This is a genomic window from Amazonocrinis nigriterrae CENA67, assembly GCF_016056305.1.
Taxonomy (GTDB): domain Bacteria; phylum Cyanobacteriota; class Cyanobacteriia; order Cyanobacteriales; family Nostocaceae; genus Amazonocrinis; species Amazonocrinis nigriterrae.
Genome location: NZ_JAECZC010000030.1, coordinates 1 through 20,536 on the forward strand (window position 1 = coordinate 1; position 20,536 = coordinate 20,536).

The 20,536-nt window shown below is 41.4% G+C and carries 18 protein-coding genes and 4 pseudogenes; 10 read left to right on the forward strand and 12 right to left on the reverse strand.

Annotated features, from left to right (window positions below; genetic code table 11):
* Window positions 1–1,018 (forward strand): dihydroxy-acid dehydratase domain-containing protein (locus I8748_RS16790; protein WP_198125722.1); only part of this gene is annotated, 1,018 nt, incomplete at its 5' end.
* Here I8748_RS16790 and I8748_RS35130 read toward each other — a convergent pair.
* From I8748_RS35130 to I8748_RS16800, 3 genes are all read right to left on the reverse strand, one after another.
* Window positions 928–1,284: a hypothetical protein gene (locus I8748_RS35130; protein ID WP_225896445.1), complete on the reverse strand. Its 357-nt coding sequence runs from the start codon at window positions 1,282–1,284 to the stop codon at window positions 928–930. The genes I8748_RS16790 and I8748_RS35130 overlap by 91 nt on opposite strands.
* A gap of 135 nt (window positions 1,285–1,419) precedes the next feature.
* Entirely contained in the window at window positions 1,420–1,569 is a 150-nt protein-coding gene (locus I8748_RS35135) for a hypothetical protein (RefSeq protein WP_225896446.1), read from the reverse strand.
* A 104-nt stretch (window positions 1,570–1,673) separates the two neighbouring features.
* Window positions 1,674–2,108: a hypothetical protein gene (locus I8748_RS16800; protein WP_198125723.1), complete on the reverse strand. Its 435-nt coding sequence runs from the start codon at window positions 2,106–2,108 to the stop codon at window positions 1,674–1,676.
* Window positions 2,109–2,411: 303 nt separating this feature from the next.
* Here I8748_RS16800 and I8748_RS16805 point away from each other — a divergent pair, with 303 nt between their 5' ends.
* The 5 genes and pseudogenes from I8748_RS16805 to I8748_RS16820 all read left to right on the forward strand — a co-directional run bounded on the left by I8748_RS16805 (window position 2,412) and on the right by I8748_RS16820 (window position 7,605).
* Window positions 2,412–4,094, forward strand: coding sequence for an alpha/beta hydrolase (locus tag I8748_RS16805; RefSeq protein WP_198125724.1), 1,683 nt, complete (start codon window positions 2,412–2,414; stop codon window positions 4,092–4,094).
* A gap of 753 nt (window positions 4,095–4,847) precedes the next feature.
* Window positions 4,848–5,822 (forward strand): annotated as a pseudogene (locus I8748_RS16810) (hypothetical protein); the annotation flags it as partial.
* A gap of 628 nt (window positions 5,823–6,450) precedes the next feature.
* Window positions 6,451–6,816: a hypothetical protein gene (locus tag I8748_RS16815; protein WP_198125726.1), complete on the forward strand. Its 366-nt coding sequence runs from the start codon at window positions 6,451–6,453 to the stop codon at window positions 6,814–6,816.
* Between the two features lie 147 nt (window positions 6,817–6,963).
* Window positions 6,964–7,125 carry a hypothetical protein gene (locus I8748_RS35140; RefSeq protein ID WP_225896447.1) on the forward strand — a complete coding sequence of 54 codons (162 nt, stop codon included), beginning with the start codon at window positions 6,964–6,966 and terminating at the stop codon, window positions 7,123–7,125.
* 21 nt (window positions 7,126–7,146) lie between these two features.
* A complete protein-coding gene (locus I8748_RS16820) occupies window positions 7,147–7,605 on the forward strand; it encodes a hypothetical protein (protein WP_225896448.1) in 459 nt (152 codons plus the stop codon).
* A gap of 86 nt (window positions 7,606–7,691) precedes the next feature.
* Here I8748_RS16820 and I8748_RS16825 read toward each other — a convergent pair whose 3' ends face one another.
* Window positions 7,692–7,946, reverse strand: coding sequence for a hypothetical protein (locus I8748_RS16825; protein WP_198125727.1), 255 nt, complete (start codon window positions 7,944–7,946; stop codon window positions 7,692–7,694).
* Between the two features lie 706 nt (window positions 7,947–8,652).
* On the opposite strand from I8748_RS16825, the gene I8748_RS16830 reads away from it, so the two are divergent.
* Entirely contained in the window at window positions 8,653–8,817 is a 165-nt protein-coding gene (locus I8748_RS16830; RefSeq protein ID WP_198125728.1) for a hypothetical protein, read from the forward strand.
* A gap of 396 nt (window positions 8,818–9,213) precedes the next feature.
* Here the strand turns inward: I8748_RS16830 and I8748_RS16835 are convergent, their stop codons facing one another.
* A complete protein-coding gene (locus I8748_RS16835) occupies window positions 9,214–9,711 on the reverse strand; it encodes a response regulator (RefSeq protein ID WP_318781233.1) in 498 nt (165 codons plus the stop codon).
* Window positions 9,712–10,519: 808 nt separating this feature from the next.
* Here I8748_RS16835 and I8748_RS16840 point away from each other — a divergent pair.
* Window positions 10,520–10,646 (forward strand): annotated as a pseudogene (locus I8748_RS16840) (transposase); the annotation flags it as partial.
* 14 nt (window positions 10,647–10,660) lie between these two features.
* On the opposite strand, the gene crtE reads toward I8748_RS16840, so the two are convergent.
* The 6 genes and pseudogenes from crtE to I8748_RS16870 all read right to left on the reverse strand — a co-directional run.
* Window positions 10,661–11,578, reverse strand: a complete 918-nt coding sequence (crtE, locus tag I8748_RS16845) for a geranylgeranyl diphosphate synthase CrtE (protein ID WP_198125771.1) — start codon at window positions 11,576–11,578, stop codon at window positions 10,661–10,663.
* 356 nt (window positions 11,579–11,934) lie between these two features.
* The gene (locus I8748_RS16850; RefSeq protein ID WP_198125729.1) at window positions 11,935–13,341 is read right to left on the reverse strand and encodes a family 2B encapsulin nanocompartment shell protein; all 1,407 of its coding nucleotides are present in this window, start codon (window positions 13,339–13,341) and stop codon (window positions 11,935–11,937) included.
* Window positions 13,342–13,476: 135 nt separating this feature from the next.
* On the reverse strand, window positions 13,477–14,886 hold the full coding sequence (locus I8748_RS16855) for a family 2B encapsulin nanocompartment shell protein (RefSeq protein ID WP_198125730.1): 1,410 nt from the start codon (window positions 14,884–14,886) through the stop codon (window positions 13,477–13,479).
* 69 nt (window positions 14,887–14,955) lie between these two features.
* Complete coding sequence (locus I8748_RS16860) at window positions 14,956–17,313, reverse strand: family 2 encapsulin nanocompartment cargo protein terpene cyclase (RefSeq protein ID WP_225896449.1); 2,358 nt, start codon at window positions 17,311–17,313, stop codon at window positions 14,956–14,958.
* Between the two features lie 535 nt (window positions 17,314–17,848).
* Window positions 17,849–18,055: pseudogene (locus tag I8748_RS16865) on the reverse strand (hypothetical protein); the annotation flags it as partial.
* A gap of 162 nt (window positions 18,056–18,217) precedes the next feature.
* Window positions 18,218–18,376 (reverse strand): annotated as a pseudogene (locus I8748_RS16870) (IS4 family transposase); the annotation flags it as partial.
* Window positions 18,377–19,145: 769 nt separating this feature from the next.
* Between I8748_RS16870 and I8748_RS34620 the strand changes: the two are divergent.
* The gene (locus I8748_RS34620) at window positions 19,146–19,331 is read left to right on the forward strand and encodes a hypothetical protein (protein WP_214662608.1); all 186 of its coding nucleotides are present in this window, start codon (window positions 19,146–19,148) and stop codon (window positions 19,329–19,331) included.
* Complete coding sequence (locus I8748_RS16875) at window positions 19,309–19,506, forward strand: hypothetical protein (RefSeq protein WP_198125731.1); 198 nt, start codon at window positions 19,309–19,311, stop codon at window positions 19,504–19,506. Before I8748_RS34620 ends, I8748_RS16875 begins: the two co-directional genes overlap by 23 nt.
* Before the next feature lie 87 nt (window positions 19,507–19,593).
* On the opposite strand, the gene I8748_RS16880 is transcribed toward I8748_RS16875, so the two are convergent.
* The gene (locus I8748_RS16880) at window positions 19,594–20,373 is read right to left on the reverse strand and encodes a hypothetical protein (RefSeq protein ID WP_198125732.1); all 780 of its coding nucleotides are present in this window, start codon (window positions 20,371–20,373) and stop codon (window positions 19,594–19,596) included.
* Window positions 20,374–20,536: the final 163 nt, after the last annotated feature.

The window sequence follows — 20,536 nt, forward strand, 5'->3', positions numbered from 1 at the left end:
TGCCGAAAAAGCCGACAGTACAGAAAAATCAGCTTTTGTTCTGGTCGAAGCCATCAGAAAGCAAATCTTACCCAGGCAAATTATTACCCGCAAATCCATAGAAAATGCCATTAGTGTCATCATGGCTGTGGGTGGTTCCACCAATGCCGTCTTGCATTTTTTGGCCATCGCCCGTGCTGCCGAAGTAGAGTTAACATTGGATGACTTTGAAACCATCCGCGCCCGTGTGCCAGTTTTATGTGATTTGAAACCAAGCGGTAGATATGTAGCCACAGATTTACATAAAGCTGGTGGTATTCCCCAAGTGATGAAAATGCTACTACAGCATGATTTACTACATGGCGACTGCTTGACCATTAGTGGTCAAACCATAGCTGAAGTCTTGGTAGATATACCAACAGAACCACCTGCTGACCAAGATGTGATTCGTCCGTGGGATAATCCGATGTATTCTCAAGGACACCTAGCGATTCTCAAAGGGAACTTGGCGACGGAAGGGGCTGTAGCGAAAATTACTGGAGTGAAAAAGCCAGTGATAACTGGGCCAGCACGGGTGTTTGAATCAGAAGAGGCTTCCTTAGAGGCAATTTTGGCAGGTAAGATTCAACCGGGTGATATTTTGGTGATTCGCTACGAAGGCCCTAAAGGTGGGCCAGGGATGCGGGAAATGTTGGCACCGACTTCAGCAATTATCGGTGCTGGTTTAGGTGATGCTGTGGGGTTGATTACCGACGGACGCTTTTCTGGTGGTACTTATGGGATGGTAGTGGGTCATGTGGCACCAGAAGCGGCAGTTGGTGGTGCGATCGCACTTGTACTTGAAGGCGATAGTATTACTATTGATGCGCCTGCACGTTTATTGCAGTTAAATGTCTCTGATGAAGAATTAGCTCGTCGCCGTGCTAATTGGCAACCCCCTGCACCACGTTACACCAAAGGTGTGTTAGCTAAATATGCTAAGTTGGTTGCTTCTAGTAGCATTGGTGCTGTCACTGATTTGGATTTGTTTAATGAGTAGTGGGATGGACGCACTGTAGCAGGAGTTGCGGTAGTGGCTGTGGGGGTCAGTAGGTTGTCAAGAACCGTTTGGGGTTCGATTACGAAGATATGTACACTGATGCGATCGCACAGAACTGATTGAGATAGGGTATTGTTGGTCAAGCTAGGTTCTCGCCGCCACTGTTTGAGGATTAGTACTGACCAAAAAGTAAATCCTAATATGGCTAAACTAGTTAACCCGTCAGTCCAGATAAACAGATGCATCTTTGCAGAGAACTGTGACATAGTTCCATAAAAGTAATGTCCAGGGCTTGCTAAACCTGTAAATGAGTAGATTAATAGACAGCCATAGGCCAACCAAAATCTTCGATATTTATACAACCAATACCCACTAATCCCCACGGCTGTTAAAATCAGCCACTATTGATAAATTAAAGGAGCAGTAATCCAGTCTGGTTGCGGATATTGCTCAATGAACAGATAATTATCAGTGAAGTGAATAGCTGTCGAAATAATACTGGCAATCAGCAGAATTTTCAATAACCTTTGATGTTTGAGTTCAAGATCCATAATTAAGTGTTCTTAATTGAAATTTAGTTAAATTATCTGATACCACTAGTCAAACAGGCAGTGTCAACGAGTGACTGGACTGGATTGATGTAATTCGCATTGCTTCAATTACGAAAATGAGCCAATCTAAGCATTAAACCTGCTGTCAGTAGTATCCAAAACGTTGGCAACCCAAAGTAAATTCCTGCGTAAACGGTATTAGTAGTGCGTGTTTTAATCGGTTCGACAGAAAGCCAAACATTCATTATGCCTATATTAATTAACCCAAGAACCAAGTGTAGGGCTAATACCAGAATTGTTAGACCAATAACAGAGCCTGTTGCTAAGTTCAACTGTCGTCCCCAAGCCATGACAACTAGAGTTATGGTGCTAGCAATAGCAAGCCAGCGCAAACCCATAACCGGGAAGAAGATAATAGCAGCTTCATTGGCAGTACTTCCAGGGTGTGTAAATGGGGATAGTGGCAACGACCACAAAAACAGTAAACCAGTAGTCCCTAGCGTTGTAAACCAGCTACTCCAGAAGAAAGCTTGTTTCATAACCCGATTATTCTAGTCAAGAATTTCTTAACTAAGGTTATACACTTCGGACAGCAAACTATTAACCTCAAATATTCATTTTGAAAAGAAAATATAAAAGCGAAAACCACAATTCGGTTGAATATCGATATTCACAACCGCACAAAGCATGACATTTAGTAGTGTAATATACAAAACCGAGGCTCTTGAGATTTCAGCGCGGGTTATTGAGTGTATGCAACAGTATAAACAGGAAAGTGGCATCGCGCCCGCTTTCCTCACGAGCCAAATTTGTTTGGAAAGCATAAATTGCGGGTTTTGCAGATGAAAAAATTTTTGAAATACCTCGGTTTAGGTCTGCTGTCTACGTTTCTGACGGCTACTCCTGGGCTGGGCGCTGAACGTATTAGCTTTTTTTACCCTCCCTTTGGGGAATTTTCTTTGTCTGTGGACTCGTTAGAAAAGTTTGCTAAAGAAGGCAAAATTGATCAGGACTTGGGATTTTATGCTAGTCGTGCAACTCCTGAACAACTTGCTCAACTACGGGAGTTACTCCAGCAGCGTTTCAATGTCACGCCAACTTTAGTATCTCAAGTTACCTACTCACCCATAGGTGAAAGGGTGTTGCAACGTTTGGGAAATTTGCTGCTGACTGAATCTCACAAAAATGGTTTTTATGCCCTACGTGGTGCTTTAATTATCGCTGCTGCTGATAAAGAAGGCTTAACAATTGTAAATTTGCTGCGGAGATTTCCTAGCAATACTATACGGCTGAATTACACAGAGGGACTAAAGATAGTCGGTGATTTGTCAGAATTACTTAAAACTAGGGATAAAGTTGTTACTTATCTTCAAAAAGAAGCGATCGCCCAAGCTACCAATGCCAATGTTAACTTTTCGCAACAACCAGATTTGCGAATGCCTGGAAAATTCACCTGGGAGAAAAAAACCCTGGAACTGAATGATGCTTCTCGCAATCGCCGTCTACCAGTTGATCTATACTTACCTCAAGCCACACCAGAACAAGGGCCACCCTTTCCCCTAATTGTAATTTCTCACGGTATAGCTTCAGACCGCTATGCTTTTGCCTACCTAGCTGAACATCTAGCATCTTACGGTTTTGCTGTGGCTGCACTAGAACATCCTGGTAGTAACGCTGAACGTATTCAGCAATATTTTGCAGGTTTAGCCAGTCCACCAAATGCAACGGAATTTATCAACCGACCTTTGGATATCAAGTTTCTTCTTGATGAACTTCAGCGTCGGGAAAAGTTTGACCCCACACTCCAAGGAAAACTAAATTTTCAACAAATTGGGGCGATCGGTCAGTCATTTGGTGGTTATACTGTTTTGAGCTTGGCAGGAGCAAAAATTAATTTTCCTGAACTCCGTCGAGACTGTAATCCTGCTAATTCATCCTTGAATTTGTCGCTGATTTTGCAATGTCAAGCAACTGATTTATTACCGAAAAATTATGATCTCAATGACGATCGCATTAAAGCCATTATTGCCATTAACCCCATTGATAGTTCTATTTTAAGTCAAAGCGGCATCAGTCAAATTCAAGTTCCTGTAATGTTGGTGGCAGGTAGCCAAGATATTTTCGCCCCAGCAGTACCAGAGCAGATTCGCCCTTTTACATGGCTAAAAAATCCCAATAAGTATTTAGCTTTAATTGAAAACGCTACTCACTTTACTACCATTGCAGATTCTCCTGCTAATCCTGGTGTATTGCCTGTACCAGTTGGTTTACTAGGCCCTGACCGTACTGCTGCATATTCTTATCTCAAGGCCCTGAGTGTGGCTTTCTTAGAAACTCATCTTCTCAACCGTTCTGAATATCGTTCTTATTTGCAACCATCCTATGCTCAATTTCTCAGTCAAGCTCCCCTCAATCTCAGTCTATTAAACTCGCTGAGTGCAGAGCAGTTGACTCAAGCCATAAATCAACCAATTCGTGAATCAGCTAAACCATCACAACCTCAATTAATACCTAATTCCCGATAATTTATCACAAGAATCTTCAGCAGATTTCCATTTTTATTGATCACGATTCTGTATGGAGATGCTCTTCTCTAATATCGTGTTCGGTTAAAGACTTATCATTAAGACTGCAAGGGAGCAAATGATTTGAATGTAGGCACTTGCTTTATTTTAGCTTTTTAATAACAGGTTGCTTGATTCTATTTAAGTCAAATCAGTCTCGAAGTATAAGCTAAAACACATTTAATTTGCACAATCACTTCATCTAGTTGTCCTTTGTCATTAGTCATTAGTCAAAAGTACTTACAAAGGACAAAGGACTTATGACGGTCTTAACCAGATAATTTGCAATTTGGATACACATTAGCTTCAGATGACCTATTTTTATTAGTTGTTGCAAACTTCTACAATAATATAAATAGAGTAAATTTGGGCACAAAACGGTACTTAGTGGTTCAAGAACGCAAATAATTAAATACACAATTCAATGCGCTTTAATATTATTCAATACAAAAGAATTTTTCAATAAATCTTAAGATTGGCACTTCCCATTAGCAAAGCTATCGTTTAGTATAGTTTTTTAGTGTGTTAGCTCTAACTAAGGTAAATCATAAAACCTAACTATAGAGTGATGAAATAATCAACGTCCTGTTAGTAAGAACTTCAAGATTTGCTATGTACACTGCATCTAAGTACAGAGAGGTGCAAAAAAACAAACACTTAGTTAATTGTTAAAACTTGGATTTCATCCAGCTCTAAAATATTAATTGTTTGCTCATGACCGATGTATATATTGACCATGTTCCAGAAAATCAGCAACTAGTTAACACAATCGACAGAAACGTCATAGAAACAAAGTTTGATCCTTCACAACTCCATGATCAAGAAACTGTCTTCACTCTTAGCAATGGTTACTTGGGAATACGAGGAACTTTTGAGGAAGGATACCCCGAAGATCGGACAGCAACATTGATACACGGTGTTTATGATGATGTAGCCAAAGCGAATACTGAACTTGTGAACTGTCCCAACTGGCTACCGCTGGTAGTGACAGTGGCAGGCGATCGCTTTAGCATGGACAGTGGAGAAATTCTCAATTACGAACGTCGGCTTGACCTGCGTTTGGGTATAGTTAGCCGTGATGTCCGCTGGCGTTCTCCCAAGGGTCACACCCTAGATTTACACTTTGAGCGTTTCACCAGTTTGGCAGATCAGCATGTGATGGCGATTCGCTGTCAAATCGCATCTATAGATTTTGCAGGTGAGGTCAAAGTCGCAACCGGATTTGATGCCAAACCAAATACCCAAGGCGTACCACATTGGCGAACCTTAAACTACGGTGGTATAGACCAGATTATCTGGCTGCAAAACCAAACTCTACACTCAGGTATTCTACTGGGGATGGCAGCTAAATTGGTGGTAGAAGGTGATGATACTGCAATTGTGCATGTAGAAAAATCTGATTTTCCCACCTTGACAACCAATTTGCAATTTTTTCCCGGAAAAACAGTGGCTGTAGAAAAGATTGTCACTGTGTTGACATCACAAGAAGCCGAACTTCCCATCGCCGAAGCCTTACAGAGGCTAGCTGATGAACCGAGATACAGTACTTTACTGGCTGCTCACATTGTGGCGTGGGAACAAGTGTGGCAAGACAGTGACATGATGATAGAAAGCGATCGCCAAGCTCAGTTAAAGATTCGTGAGAAACTGTTGCAATTACTAGCAATAGCACCACTTGACGACAACCAAAAGCAATAGCGTAGCGTGACAATCTCCAAACTCAAGGGAGCTTCATTCCCCTTTGTTGCATTCGCTTCGCATATATGGTAGATAATTGGGCGGACGCTGCGATCGCTAAAGTTACAGCAAATTGCAATTGAGTAAGGTTAGGACTAAAAGCAATTGATGAATTGCCTCTACAATTAGCCCGTACCTCACTGCTATAAAAACCGCTTCTATTTCCCAAGTTCGTTAGTGTAGTTATTTACATAAAAATTAGCGAGATTCACTACACAAGTCTACATTGGGAATTGGTAATTGGGAATTGGATTTTACTATTAGTCATCACATCTGGCCCATTACCCATTACCCATTACCTATTACCCATTACCCATTACCTATTACCTATTACCAGGCAAACCGACTATATCGTAAGTAGTTAGCCGAACTTGATATTATTACCTCATCCAAAGACAAACTCTTAGACCCAAGTCATTTAAAGTTAGCCAAGATGGTAAAGTAACACTACTAGGAGCTATTGGTAATAAATTTTGATTCTCTCTCTGTAGAAGGTAGTTCCATCTATGGCAAAAGTTTACCATGTTTCTACTGCTATAACTGCCATTTAGAAACTAGAGCTACACAGAGGTGATAATAAATGACTAGTAGTAAACAACTTGCCTACTATAGAACTCAACAACCGCAGATAGAACCTGTGAACGAAGATGAGTTAGCTATTATTCATAATCGCCGTGCTGTCAAGCGTCTTTTGATACAACAGACTTTTGCCGATCGCATTCTCGAAACAATTGCAATTTGCTCTATCTTAAGTGCTAGTTTGTTCGGCATAGGTGCGTTGGGATGTTGGAGTCTAGAAATAATTGACACTAGCGCCAAACCAACAATATTGAGTAAACAGAATTGGGTTGCACGAAAACATATTTGCTTTGGCTGGATGCTAGTTGGGTTTTCTAGCTTTCTTGCCAGTACTTCTTTGGGTAAAAAACCTCACAGTCAAGAGTAATTAGTATTAATGATAAACTGACGATTTAGATTAATCAGTAAAAAATAAGTTTTCAAGCAATGATAGATCTGGCAAATCTGAAAAACAACAAACATCTACAGCTGACTGGCGAAATCGCTACAAGAGGTTGCAGAACGCATTGAAGCTATGGGAAAGACGCTCAAAATTAAAAAGCGTAATGGACGGGTTGTTGCTTCTGGCTGGAATGACCATCATTTCGTAGTTACACGCAATGAATCGAAAGAAGTTGGTACTCGCGTGTTATTGCCTTATCAATCACCTGATCATGAAAATTTAAGTATTCCTTGAAAAATTATTCATGCTCATAATGTGACATCTGACACCCATGAGGATGTGATTGATACAACGATTCAATATGAACATGAAATCTCGATTTCCATGTTTCACTCTGATGAAGTCAATGAAGAAGCAATACTGTTTGCTAACTGGGCTTACCGCAGTATTCATGATGCCATTGTTCCTTATCGCCATGTGATAGCTGGTAGCCCTTTGTCATGGTTAATACAACTGCCTGAGTCTATAGAAATTCTTTGTTCGACAGCAGAGAAAAGCGGTGCAATACTTACAGAATGTTCAGCTACCTGCATTAACTACAAAGACTTTGAGACTAAGAAAATCCGACGTTCGTTTACTTGCCAGTTTCATCCAGAACTATTGGAAGATCTGCGTGCAATTGGTAGCGGTAAACCTCCCTCCTATTCAACCTTGAAGAAAGATGATGGTGTCCGCTTATTTGTCAGACTGCTGTATGTGCGTATGCAAGAGTAATCAACTATGATGCTGTGAAATTGCATAGTTACTCGTGAAGATTGTCAAGAGTCAAGGTTAATCTCGACTCTTGACAACAAGTCAAATTAGAAACCATCCAAGCGAATATCTTTCCAAATATCAGACACTTGCCAACCTGAGTTACCAACAGATTGTACTATGGGGCGATCGCGCAATGGCATATAGTTATGTTTGCGATTTTCTACCTGTAGTTCTTGCTGCTCTTCAACTGTTGATTGTTGAGTATTAATACCATCCAGTTGAAAATTTTGCTCTTTTAGTTCCTCTGTTATCTCTGTTTTTTTGAGGATGGGCTTTTCAAAATTTTTGATCAGTTTCATACCTATCCGAAGTTTCAAATCCTACACATTAACAAAAAGCAGCTAATTTTTACTGTTGCGCCTGAAGAAGTAACACTAATAAATGCCACTATCTTTATTATGGTGATTCATTGATCATGAAAATGACAAGTAGTTCAAACAAGCTAATTTGTTCGGTTTTCTACACTTTTAAATACCAATTTGAGGTATTGAGATATTTTTCTTTCCAAAATATACAAGAAGCAGCAAACATACTCTGATGATTTGGAGTTGGTTACTACTGAGTCAGGCGTGATTTAATACTCTAGGTATATGGACTCAAGTCAACGTTAAAACTCATGATAGAGAATATGTTAAACCCTCTGACAGAGAATAGCAAATTTGCTATTTGCTACAACATTAGCTATCACTATATTACACAGAGAAATTACATATAATGACTGCAAATGTTTTATCAATACCTAATGGCTTGATCGTGGAAAAGCAACATCAAGAATTAACAACTCAAGTCAGGTAGCTGGCTTAATTTTGCCGTAATGACTATGAAACCACAGTTATCAAGAAGATAAAAGTATTGAAAATTACTTTTCAAATATTCTCTGAAATAAATATTTACTCACTATTGAATAGGTTTGCTGAAAAAGTGCTAAGTCTGGAACAGAAAAATCTTGTCGGTTCTTGTTAAAAATCTCTTAAGACTAGCTGTTGATTAAGAAAATGAGGGCTAATGAATAATTTGAGGTATTTTGCTTTCTTTGTGCTGATATTAGCAGCACTCATATCAGCAATTAGGCAGATGAGTATTGCCTTGGATGAAGTAGATATTGAGCGCTTTACTCTCTGGACAAGTATTGCTTCTGTAATTGCTGGTTTACCAATGATGTTGTGGTAAAAGTTTCATGACCATACGCCTAAGTCTTCACCATTCAGCATTCTACTTGGGCAAAGTTCAAGCGGAGCATCTGGCGTTGTCCTTGCTAAAATCCCACGCTTAAAAACGTGGGATTTCAGCTAGTTGCCTCTTGCCTACTCCCCCTGCTCCCCTGTGCCCCTAATCCCCAACGCCACATGCTACCCTGCGGGAACGCTCTTCGAGCGAACAAGCCGGGGAACCCGTCCAACGCAGTGGCTCCTCCCTTTCGGTCGTGGGGGCCCCGAGTTCTCCTGCTCCCTTGCTCCCCTACACCTCTGCTCCCCTGCGGTATCAACGTGTAAATTAAGTGCTTAACAGCTTACAATTAGGGCTGCCTCACCAAAATCTCAAGCCCAAAATTTTATAGTTTCTAAATTATGCTACTTTTTCCTCCTCTAAATAGGAGTAGTCGCTAAATAATAAGGAACTACCTTCAGAAGAACTTCTCAGCAGTTTTGCTACTTCTGTCATTAACTGGTTAGGGTCTGAAGGTTTTTTGATATAGGCTTGAAACTTAGCTCCCAAAGTTTTTTCATGCACCTGATTTCCAATGCTACCAGTAAAAGCGATTGCTGGGATTGCTCTCTTTTGTGGATGCATCAATGTTCTAATCTTTCGTATCAGCGAAAAACCGTCTTCTTCTGGCATAGCAATGTCAGTAATTAAAATATCTATTTTACATTCTTTAATTATCTCTAATGCCTCTGAAGCTGATGATATAGTTATCACTTTGCTTCCATAAATTTCAAAAATATAATTAATTAAAATTAGCATATCTTCATTATCATCTACTGCCAGAATCGTCCTTTCTTTAAAAATATCTAAGTTTGTTATATTCTCTTCAGGTTCTGTATGTAAAAAACTGTTTGGCACGATATATTAGCCCCTTTATTTGCCTAATCAATTATGGATGAAAAAGGGAATTGGACATTGGGAATTTTTAGGAGTTATTTTTCTGATCTCCCTTTGCTTCTCCAGCCAGCTAGCTTTGTTTGCTCCTGGCTCCCCTACCCCTCTGCTTGTTTAAGTCAGCTCATTAGCAGGCGCTATTGATGGCTAATTCATTACATCAATTTTATCTAACTTTAGTCTTACTCCCAAAGACATAGAAATTTCTGACGATTTTTCTAATTTGGTGATTTTTTTTACATGATTCAGGAATTTTTCTATCTTGAGGAGGAGCCATTTACAAATACTGTCAGCTAAACCAGAGTCTACTAGTGGTTTGGCAACTCAAAATTGCTGGGTAAAGGTAGGAAGTAGGGAGTAGGAAGGAGCCACTGCGGTGAGGTAGCGCCCGTATTGTCCTAACTTATATCTTGCACCTGGAAATATGAATGTTAAATCCATGACTACGCGCGAGGGGAATCATCTGCTGGATATGACGTAAAAAATAATACAAAACAAGTTGTGGAAAGATAGATTCAAGCGCGATATGTGCTGCTTGTCCCCAATCAGGAATAGTAGTGGTGGAAAGTGATAAATAAGCCCAATGGGCCAAAACAAAAGCAATCAAGGAAAGGACTAACCAACGGTAAACGCCTAATAGTGTGCCTTTTACCTATATATTACGCATCTAGTGTTTATCCCATTAGGTGCAAGATATCCGATTACCTATAAAAACTATGACATTCCAATTTCAAGAAACAAGTGCGATCGCTATTCCTGCATCGGAAACTGAAGACCAATAATTTTAATTATTGACGAAACCGGAGATATGAAAAAAGGGGCATCAACTGCTGCATGTGAAACGTCAATACATAGGAAATTTGGGGGAAATTGAAAATGGTATTATCGTAGTAACAGCTAACAGGATTAAAGCTTATTGTGTTCTTGCTGCAATGTAATCTGCGATCGCTATTAAAGGTTGTGCCTTATGTCCAAAACCAGCAAGTTCAGCTTTGGCTAAGTCAACTAATTCCTGGCTTTTGCGTTTTGATTCCTCAATACCCCATAAACTCGGATAAGTTACTTTCTGTACTTTTTGGTCTTTACCTGGAGTTTTACCTAGTTCTTCCTGAGTCCCAGTAATATCGAGTACATCATCGACTATTTGAAAAGCTAGACCAATGTGACGAGCGTAAACAGAAAGTCTTTGCAAAATAGAATCACTTGCTCCGGTTAACAGCGCACCTGAAAGAACTGAGGTTTCTAACAAAGCTCCAGTTTTATGTGTATGAATAAAGTCGAGGGTTTTAATATCAATATTCTGTAAACCTTCAGACTGCAAATCAGCAACTTGACCACCGACTAAACCTGTTGCTGCCATAGTATGACTTAACTTAAGAATGACTCGTAACAGATGCTCTGCCGATACTTTTTTTGTTTGAACGACTAAAAACTCAAAAGCGTAAGCTAAAAGTCCATCACCAGCTAAAATTGCAATGTTTTCACCATAAACCTTATGATTTGTTAACTGACCTCGCCGATAGTCGTCGTTATCCATAGCAGGTAAATCATCATGGATGAGAGAAAAGGTATGGCACATCTCTAAAGCGCAGGCAGTAGGCATGGCCATCTCTAATGTGCCACCACAAAGTTCGCAGCTTGCTAAACATAGAATTGGACGTAGGCGTTTTCCTCCAGCTAATAAAGAGTACCGCATCGACTCGTACAAAATTTCTGGATAAGTTACACTGATTGACTGTTCAAGTTCTGCTTCAATTAAGGCTCGCCGTTGAGATAAATAACCTTTTAAATCAAAGTTTGTGTCTGTAGTAGCTTGTGAAATTTGCGACATTGATTTTGACATATAAAACTCTTTAACTTTTCACTAGTTCAATTTAGAATGCTATTTGCCACTTGTATGAGCCTTAAGATTGTTAGGTAATAACTTTACAAATTGTTGATACCTGATTGATTTTTAGACTCTTGTATACAAGGTGAAGTTTATCCATTACGATTCAGTTAAGGTTGCAAATTTATCCCAGCCAAATTTTTGAATGTAGAGGTAAAGCAGCTTGCTGTGGGCTAGGCTACTACTCAAAATATAGATTGACCGTAAAAAATCTTGGCTGGGATGTATTGAAAATTACTTAAACTATGTTTTTAATTCAGCGCTTTATGTCTCGACTATTTTTGGGACATCTGCTCACCTTAACGCCCAATTTCGACATCTTCAAGGATGCCAAGTGCGTCGGGGACAAGAACGGCAGCAGAGTAATAGGCGGTGACAAGGTAAGAGATAATGGCTTTTTCGTTGATGCCCATGAATCGAACAGACAAACTCGGTTGGTATTCATCGGGAATACCAGTTTGATGTAAACCGATGACACCTTGGTCATCTTCACCTGTGCGAAGTATCAAGATAGAGCTAGTTTGATTTTTAGTAATCGGGATTTTGTTACAAGGAAAAATCGGTACATTACGCCATGTAATTATCTTGCTCCCATCAACATCAATAGTTGATGGATAAATGCCTCGACGATTACACTCTCGACCGAAGGCGGCGATCGCGCGCGGATGAGCCAGAAAGAACTTTGACTTGCGTCGCCGGGTCACTAGTTCATCAAGGTCATCGGGAGTTGGGGGGCCAGTGCGGCTGTAGATGCGCTGTTTGAAGTCGGCATTGTGCAGCAACCCAAATTCGCGGTTGTTGATCAACTCGTATTCTTGACGTTCCCGTAACGCCTCGATAGTCAGCCGCAATTGTTCTTGCGTTTGATTGTACGGCTCGTTGTAAAGATCTGCAACGCGAGTACTTATCCGCAATACAGTCTGAGCAATGCTCAATTGATATTCGCGGGGTGAGAGTTCGTAGTCAACAAATGTTTTTGGTAAAGTTGTCTCTGTAGGATGAGCGCACGACAAAGCAATTAAAGCTTCTCCGTACTTATTTTGTGGTTTTTCGGCACGAGTCCGAAATTGCTCAACTTGAGCCTGCAACGTCTGGGACTGATTGAGCAGTTCCCGAAATGCCTGTTGTGGTAGTGCTAATACTGTGCATTGGGTCACAGCTTTGATCGTGAACTTCCAATTGCTTTGTGGTTCCAGCAATGCCTGTTCGCCAAAATAATCACCGTCAGCCAATATATCCAATAAAGGCTGCTCGTCATACTTGCCAACACCAATCTTGTTTACCTTGCCATGAGCGATCGCCACAAATTCATTAGCTGGCTGACCTGACTGCACAATGATCTCACCAGGTGCGAACTCTCGCTGAACAAACCGAAGAGCCAGCGTCCTCAATACATCAATGTCGTCAAACCCTCGCAGCAATGGCAACTCACTCAGTTTATCGGGAATTACCTGCACTTCGGCTCCGGTATTAGTGAAACCAATCCGCCCATCAGCCACAGTATAGGTCAACCGCCGATTCAACCGATAAGTGCCAGCTTTGGTCTGCACCCAAGGCAACATCTTCAACAACCATCGCGGCGTAATTTCCTGCGTCTGCGGTGCAGATTTAGTTGTTTTGGATAAATTACGTGCTGCATCTTTACTCAAACTCAGTTGAGGTTGCCTGCTTTCAACTGAACTGTTCGATTCAATAAAATCCGTCATTAGCTCATCCTCTAGTTACCAATAAAGCGCATCAAGAGTCCTGAGTGAGGGAAATCAGGGAGATGGAAGAATCTTTAACTTTTGTACAGACGCGATTCATCGCGTCTGTCCTCACTCATCACTCTTGAAAAATATCTAGCGCCCGATTTCAACATCTTCGAGAATGCCGAGCGCGTCAGGAATGAGGACGGCTGCGGAGTAGTAGGCGGTAATGAGGTAAGAAATAATCGCCTTTTCGTCGATGCCCATGAAACGCACAGACAGACTTGGTTGGTACTCATCGGGAATACCGGTTTGATGTAAACCGATCACCCCTTGTTTTTCCAGACCAGTACGAAGCAAAAGAATAGAACTAGTGCGGTTGTTGGTGATAGGAATCTTGCTGGAAGGAAAAATAGGTACGCCGCGCCAAGCTGTAACTTGATTGCCATTGATATCTACGCTTTGTGGGTAAATGCCTTGGCGGTTGGCTTCGCGGCCTATGGCTGCAATGGTGCGGGGGTGAGCCAGGAAGAATGACGGCTCTTTCCATACTGTGGTCAACAGTTCGTCGAGGTCGTCGGGTGTGGGTGCGCCAGTGCGGCTATAGATGCGTTGTTTCAAGTCAGCGTTGTGCAGCAATCCGAATTCGCGATTGTTGAGTAATTCATATTCCTGGCGTTCCCGTAATGACTCGATAGTTAGTCGCAGTTGTTCTTCCGTCTGGTTGTAAGGTTCGTTGTACAGATCCGCAACACGAGTACTGACTCGTAACACCGTTTGGGCGATGCTCAACTCGTATTCGCGGGGTGCAAGTTCGTAATCGGCAAAGGTTCCTGCCAATGTAGCCTCTTGGGGATGATCTGTCGCTACCTGAATGGCGGCTTCACCTTCAGCATTCTTTGGCTGGCTTAGGCGGGTGCGGAACTGTTCGACATGAGTTCGCAGTGCCTCGGACTGACCGATGAGCCTCTCAAACTCCTGTTGAGAAAGCGACAAAACTATGGTTCTGGTAACCGCTTTGAGGGTGTACTGCCAGGTGTCCTCGGACTGGGCCACAGTTTCATCGCCGAAATGGTCGCCATCGGCGAGAACATCGTAGACGATTTGCTCGCCATACTTCCCAAGACCAATTTTGTTCACCTTACCATGAGCAATTAGAATTATGCGCTCGGCGGGCTGACCAATCTCAACGATTACATCGTCTGGGGCGTACTCTTGCTGCTGAAACTGGTTTGCTAAGGCGGTCAAGACATCAACTTCGCCAAATCCGCGCAGTAAGGGCAATTCAGTTAGTTCTTGGGGAATTACCTGGACTGCTGCTCCAGTATTGCTGAAACTGACTCGCCCATCACCTACGGTATAACTCAACCGACGGTTGACTCTAAAGGTGCCACCTTTAGTTTGCACCCACGGCAACAGCTTCAATAACCACCGGGATGTAATTTCCTGGGTCTGCGGTGCAGATTTGGCTGTTGTCGCCAAATTACGCGCCGCTGCTGTACTCAAGGTCAACTGGGGCTGCTGATTTTCTGCATCGATATTGCGATCGCTAGAATAAGTCACAATTCAATCCTCTACTTTTTAGTTACTAGAAAAAAATCAAGTTTCACCTGACGACCGACTCAGATTGAGCTAATCTTTTGTTCTTAACAACGAGCCGATTTTAATACCTGAAGTCCCTAACCCTGTTGGGCCACTGGGTAAGTTCTGCACTATTGGCTGAATATCGAGTTGAGTTGTTTGCTGACCGAAACTAGGTCTAATTTGGCTTGCGGCAGTACCTAACCCTGTGGGGTGTTGGAGTAACCGCTTTTCAGTTGAGTTATTCCGCAATTCAAATTCCTTATAACGGTCTACTGCCTTATGCCATTTAAGTACCCCACACATCCACTGCTCTAGTTTCTTGATGTATCCATACAGTTTCTTTCTGGCACTTGTATCTAGGCCGAAATCATCACACAAGACAGGGACTTCAGTAGCAACAATATGTTCAAACTCAAGGGCGCGGGAGGTCATCAGGTCGTTAACAATTGCGACAGCCTGGGGGATATCGCAGTTGAGGAAATTCTGAACCGCCAGCACACCGTTGTTAATCTCGCCCTCAAATTCGATTTCTTTTTGATAAGAGAAAATATCGTTCGTCAAACAGGCGAAGTCGGCGGCTGAATTATCAATCCCCTGCATGGTTCGGGTGGCGAAGATTTCTGGTGGGATCTCGTCCCCTTGGGAAAGTCGAGACAGGCTCATGGTTAAATCGGAGCCAAAGGTCTTACGGCGCATTTCCACATAGTCTATCGGGTCGGGAATCCGATTTTGGATTTGGTTAGCCAGTTCCCATAACCAACTTTCCGTCATATCTTCAATCGCACGCCGGAATAGACGACGAGCATTAGGTGTCATTGGCCCAGCCGTCCGCATCCAAATATCCGCTAAACCGCGTTCTACTGGGTTGGTTGGTTCGGGAACAGAACTCCCATCCAAAGGCATAAAGGCCGATAGCCGAGCGTTGAAGATTTTCGCCCCTGCCATGTTGCGGCTATAACCATACAATGCTGGGAAATAGTCATCAGCATAAGTTCCCCAAACTAGCCAACAAGCCGTTATATTCAACTCATCGCGCTTACCATTGGGATGAATATAAGCACCGCATAAAGCTACGTCTGCTACATCGAATTTATGGTCATCCCAGATGTAAATGCTGGGCATCCCTGGCAGTGTGTCCAGCATTCCCATTTGTCGCGCCCATTCTTTAGAATGCCGTCGAGCCTCTTGGAGATGGGGATTCAAACTGGTGGAGAAGGGCATATAAAACTCAGGCAAGGTTACTGGCCCTACAGGCTGATAAGGAACATGGGTAAAGCTTTGGAAGCGTTTTAGACCCAAACTATCGTATAAGGCTCCTAAACGGGCTGCCGATGTGCCTAGCCCAGTGGGGCCGCCTAAAAACAAGCTTGCTATGGAAGATTTATCTGATGTTTTATTCATGTAGCGGCTCGATCTCATGTGCCACTCATGACCCCCCGACTGCCAATCTTGAAGTCCTTTAGCATATAGAACAACTTTGAGACGCTCATCGGGAGTCAGACTATATTCTTCAAATAAGGAAGGAAGCTCAGTAACAAAGGTGTTCTCGAACTGTTGCACCCGTGATGTGAGTAAGTCGTTAGTGAAGTTGGCCGCCTCTTGAGTACTCACATTGAGGAATCGTTCTAAGACCAGGATACAGTTGGCATTTTCCCCCTCTTCTTCTACTTCTCTTTGATAGGAAAAGATATCATTTCGCAGATGTACGCCGTCAGAAAAGGTGTCTTTGAGGACACGCAAGGGTCGAGTGCGGGCGATCGCAGCCGGAATTTCTGCCCCAACCGCGTGTTCTACTAAGTTGGCTGACCAAGGCGCTCCCCCTACCTTACGGCGCATCTCAATGTACTCAACGGGGTTAGCAACTCGATTCTGGCTAATATTGGCAAGTTCCCACAGAGATTCTTTGAGAAGATTGATAGTACTCTCAGTAAATCGGATTACCCAGTCACCGGAAGCATTGGGGATGGTGCGGGCCCAGAGGTCTACTAAACCCCGTTCTACGGCATTGGTAGGTTCTGGCGGCGTTTCTTGGGGCTGCACAGGCATAAATGCTGGTAGTCCATTGAGGTACTTCTTAGCCCCGGCTGTATCTTGAGTACGCTTATAAAGCTCAAGGAAGTGATCGTCAAAGAAAAATACCCAAACATACCAGTCAGTTACCAAATTGAGCATTGCTTCATCGGCTTCTGGATGGGTATAGGCACACAATAGTGCATAGTCATGGGCATCAAACTTGCGCTCATCCCAAATCCCATAATCTTCCGATCCCTCTGCCCCGCCCAAAATCCCCATTTCATAAGCCCAAGCTTTAGAATGTACCCTTGCTGCTTCCAGGTTTGGGTTGAGCCGTGCTGGCCAAGGTACATAAAAATTTGGCAACTCAAAAGGTTGCTTTCTTGAAGTCATTGTTTAGTTAAACCTATTAGTTTCAGGTCATTGTCTTGATTTCAGTTGTGTTAATTTTGCTTTTTTTATGTAAATCCTTTTTGAAAGAAAATTACACCACTACTACACAGCAGGACACTATTGCAGCAGCTTATTATTCGCTGAGTATGAAAGCCTTTTGTATTACTTTGACCAAATTGGAAATAGCTTAAAAGTAATATCAGCTGATTTCATATTTTTAATATTTCAAATTTTGTATCAGAATGCAAGGACAGTTAAGACAGTTAAGCAACTTTAATAAAAATTTAATTTTTAACTAACTCAAACAAAATTAAAAAGGTAAGAAAGGCTATACTGCTTAAATAGTAAAGCTTTCACGTCAAATAAAGTTCATAAAACAAACCTCTCCCGCAGCAATGTATGCCTTGAAATACAGACTTTTCCTACTTTCTTTAATTTTATTAACAGTATTGTTAAAATATTTACCCAGAAATGTTGAATGCTGATATAAAACTTTACATCGTTAGTTACACTAAGTCTCAAAAGCTTAAATAAGTCAACAAAACATAATCTCCTCAAACCAATGAACATAACTGATTTTCTGACACATACAAGATTGAAGATAGCGGAATTTATCTAATAGTGTATGTCCCCATTGTTTGGGAACAGATATTATCTGTAAAATCAGATAAGCTATCAAGCTAACATAAATTTGTATAGTGATACCATTGACGTTTTTGGTAATTAAATTGTCAAGTTTTAAGTCCCCCACCAAATTGAAAATTTGGTGAGTCCAGTTCCCGTCTTGGCTTTGCCGAGATGGGAAACTGGCGAACCCGTGAGGGTGGTCAACAAGATAGTGGCGGGTCAGAATTCCCCACGAAGAGCGTTCTGACTCCTGACTTCTGACTTCTGACTCCTTCTTCAATCTCTTAAACAAATCTCGCATACTTGTTAAGCTGTTATCCAGAGCATAAGATAGCCAGCACTCAAAGAACAGACGACTGTTCAATACCGGATAATCGTTTTTTGGTAGTCCTCTCAAGATATCTTTGACAATCTTGGGAAATGAATTTATAGTCACTATCAAATAGATATACTTTAATGTTTTGCCCAAAATCTAACATATTTTGGGCTGTTTTTATCGGATTATTCTTAACATTCAACACTTTTGCTAGCTTGACTTTTTGTTTTGAGCCAAAGCAGCTTTAAACCAATATCGAAAAAATGTCATTAGAGTGTCATTAACTTGTTCTTTTGGTATTTTAATTCTTTGATAAATTAATTGTCTTCATCCTTGAAGAATACCTCTTCTAGTTCTAGATTTTTTACTTTTTCAGTCTGCCTAAATAATTTTTCTTACTTTTCCTGCTTTTCCTACTTTTCTTACTTACAAAACACACTTTATTCATGAAAATTACTCTAGTTTTTTACTTTTCTTACTACTGCTTAATCAAGTCAATTAGTTTTCCAATACTGTTATCAAACAGAATTTAGGAGTCAGGAGTCAGAATACAGGCGCGAATTATGTACGACTAGTGGATGAATAAACGGCGTTTTTACACCCCCACCAAATTTATGATTTGGTGGTCTTCAATGCTAGCGGCGAAAAACGCGGCTAGTTGGGCGCTCACATCTTGCACCAATAAAAAAATGATGTAATTTTACTACTCAGTAAAAACTTAAAACCCTTAATATAGCGATAAAAGACCATAAAATTGAGGTAGCTTTATCGCGCATATTTTTACTTTACCGGGAGTTATACGTAGAGGTGCAAGATCTGAGCTAACATATCTGGCTACGGCTATATATCCTCACAAAAAACTCACAATTGGTGAGATATATTCTGACCCATGAAACACCACCACATTAGCTACTTAGCTGATACCCTACAAGCCGAACCGAGCGCTATCTCTGTTTCCCTTGAATCTGAAATCAAGCGCTTGCCATTTCCTGAATCAGAAATAGTCGATTATTATTGTAGGCTGGCCCGCAATAGCAGGCTTGAGTTTTGTGATGGCAAGTTGGAAAAAATTTAACGAAATTGGGTTTTTGGTCATGCGATCGCACCCGCAGCCGTCGCACCAACTCAAAATAGCACAATTTGAAATTTGCTTTTCAACGACACGACGCGGTTTGCTGAATAAATCGCAGAACTGTATTGGATTAGAGGTAGAGCGATCGCCACCTCAAACCCAAAATTTGCCTTCCTAGAAGTAGTGTTTCTGTTGGGAAGTGGAATTATGAAGTTAAAACTAGAGCGATCGCCATTTGCACAAGCTAAAACTGTACCTGATTTATTCAGACCAAATAACTAGTATTCGGCACAATCCCAAAGAAAGCATACTCATACCAAGCAGTCCAGATAAAGCTCTTCATCCAGCGCGATCGCTTTTCTTGGCTCAATTCATATGCAAATGCACCGTTAGATATATCAATGGAAGATAGATGAGAATTGCAACCGCAACCATGTTGATAAGTAAAACCGTACTTCGAGGCAATGCTTTGCACTTTCATTTGCATAGCAAACACTTTACCAGCATGTAGTATGGCATCCCAAGAACGTTTATGTTCTATATCACGCTTATCAAATCTTAAGGCACGCTCTTCAAATACATGATCTCGATAAATTGGTGCTAAATGCACATGATAAAAGCTCGCAGGCAATTCATAACCAAACTCACTAAAAAGCTCCATGCCAATATGAGCTACTTTGATTTCATTCTCGCATTCAGCCCCTTTAGACTCAACCTCACGCAAAACTTCTTCAAAGTTGGGATAGTTGTGAGTCATAAAATCATAACCGTAAAATTCAAGAGTTTCCCATGCTAAATTTCCAAATAGCTTGGAGAATAACGGTTTCAGGTGAGCTAGTTCTGGACGTTCCTTAAACAGGTCAACATCACCCTGTTCTAACTTATATAAAAATAATTGCGCCATCTCTACATAACTTTGGCGATTGCAGAGTTTGACATTTGCTGTTCCCCTAGCAATGTCTTGCCACACAGTAGGTAGTTGAGAAACAAAAACTGCATTTTCCCCTGCAATGACTGCAATATCAGTAACTTCAAGAAGCTGCATATCTAATCCTTCTTAAAACTTTACACAGTAATTTACCTTAAGTGTTGGCTGTTTGGGTTGTATCAACATAATTAAAAAATGTTTGACAGACTGTCTTAGGACAAGTTCATAATGGGAATTGGGAATTGGGAATTGGATTCTACTATTAGTCATCACATCTGGC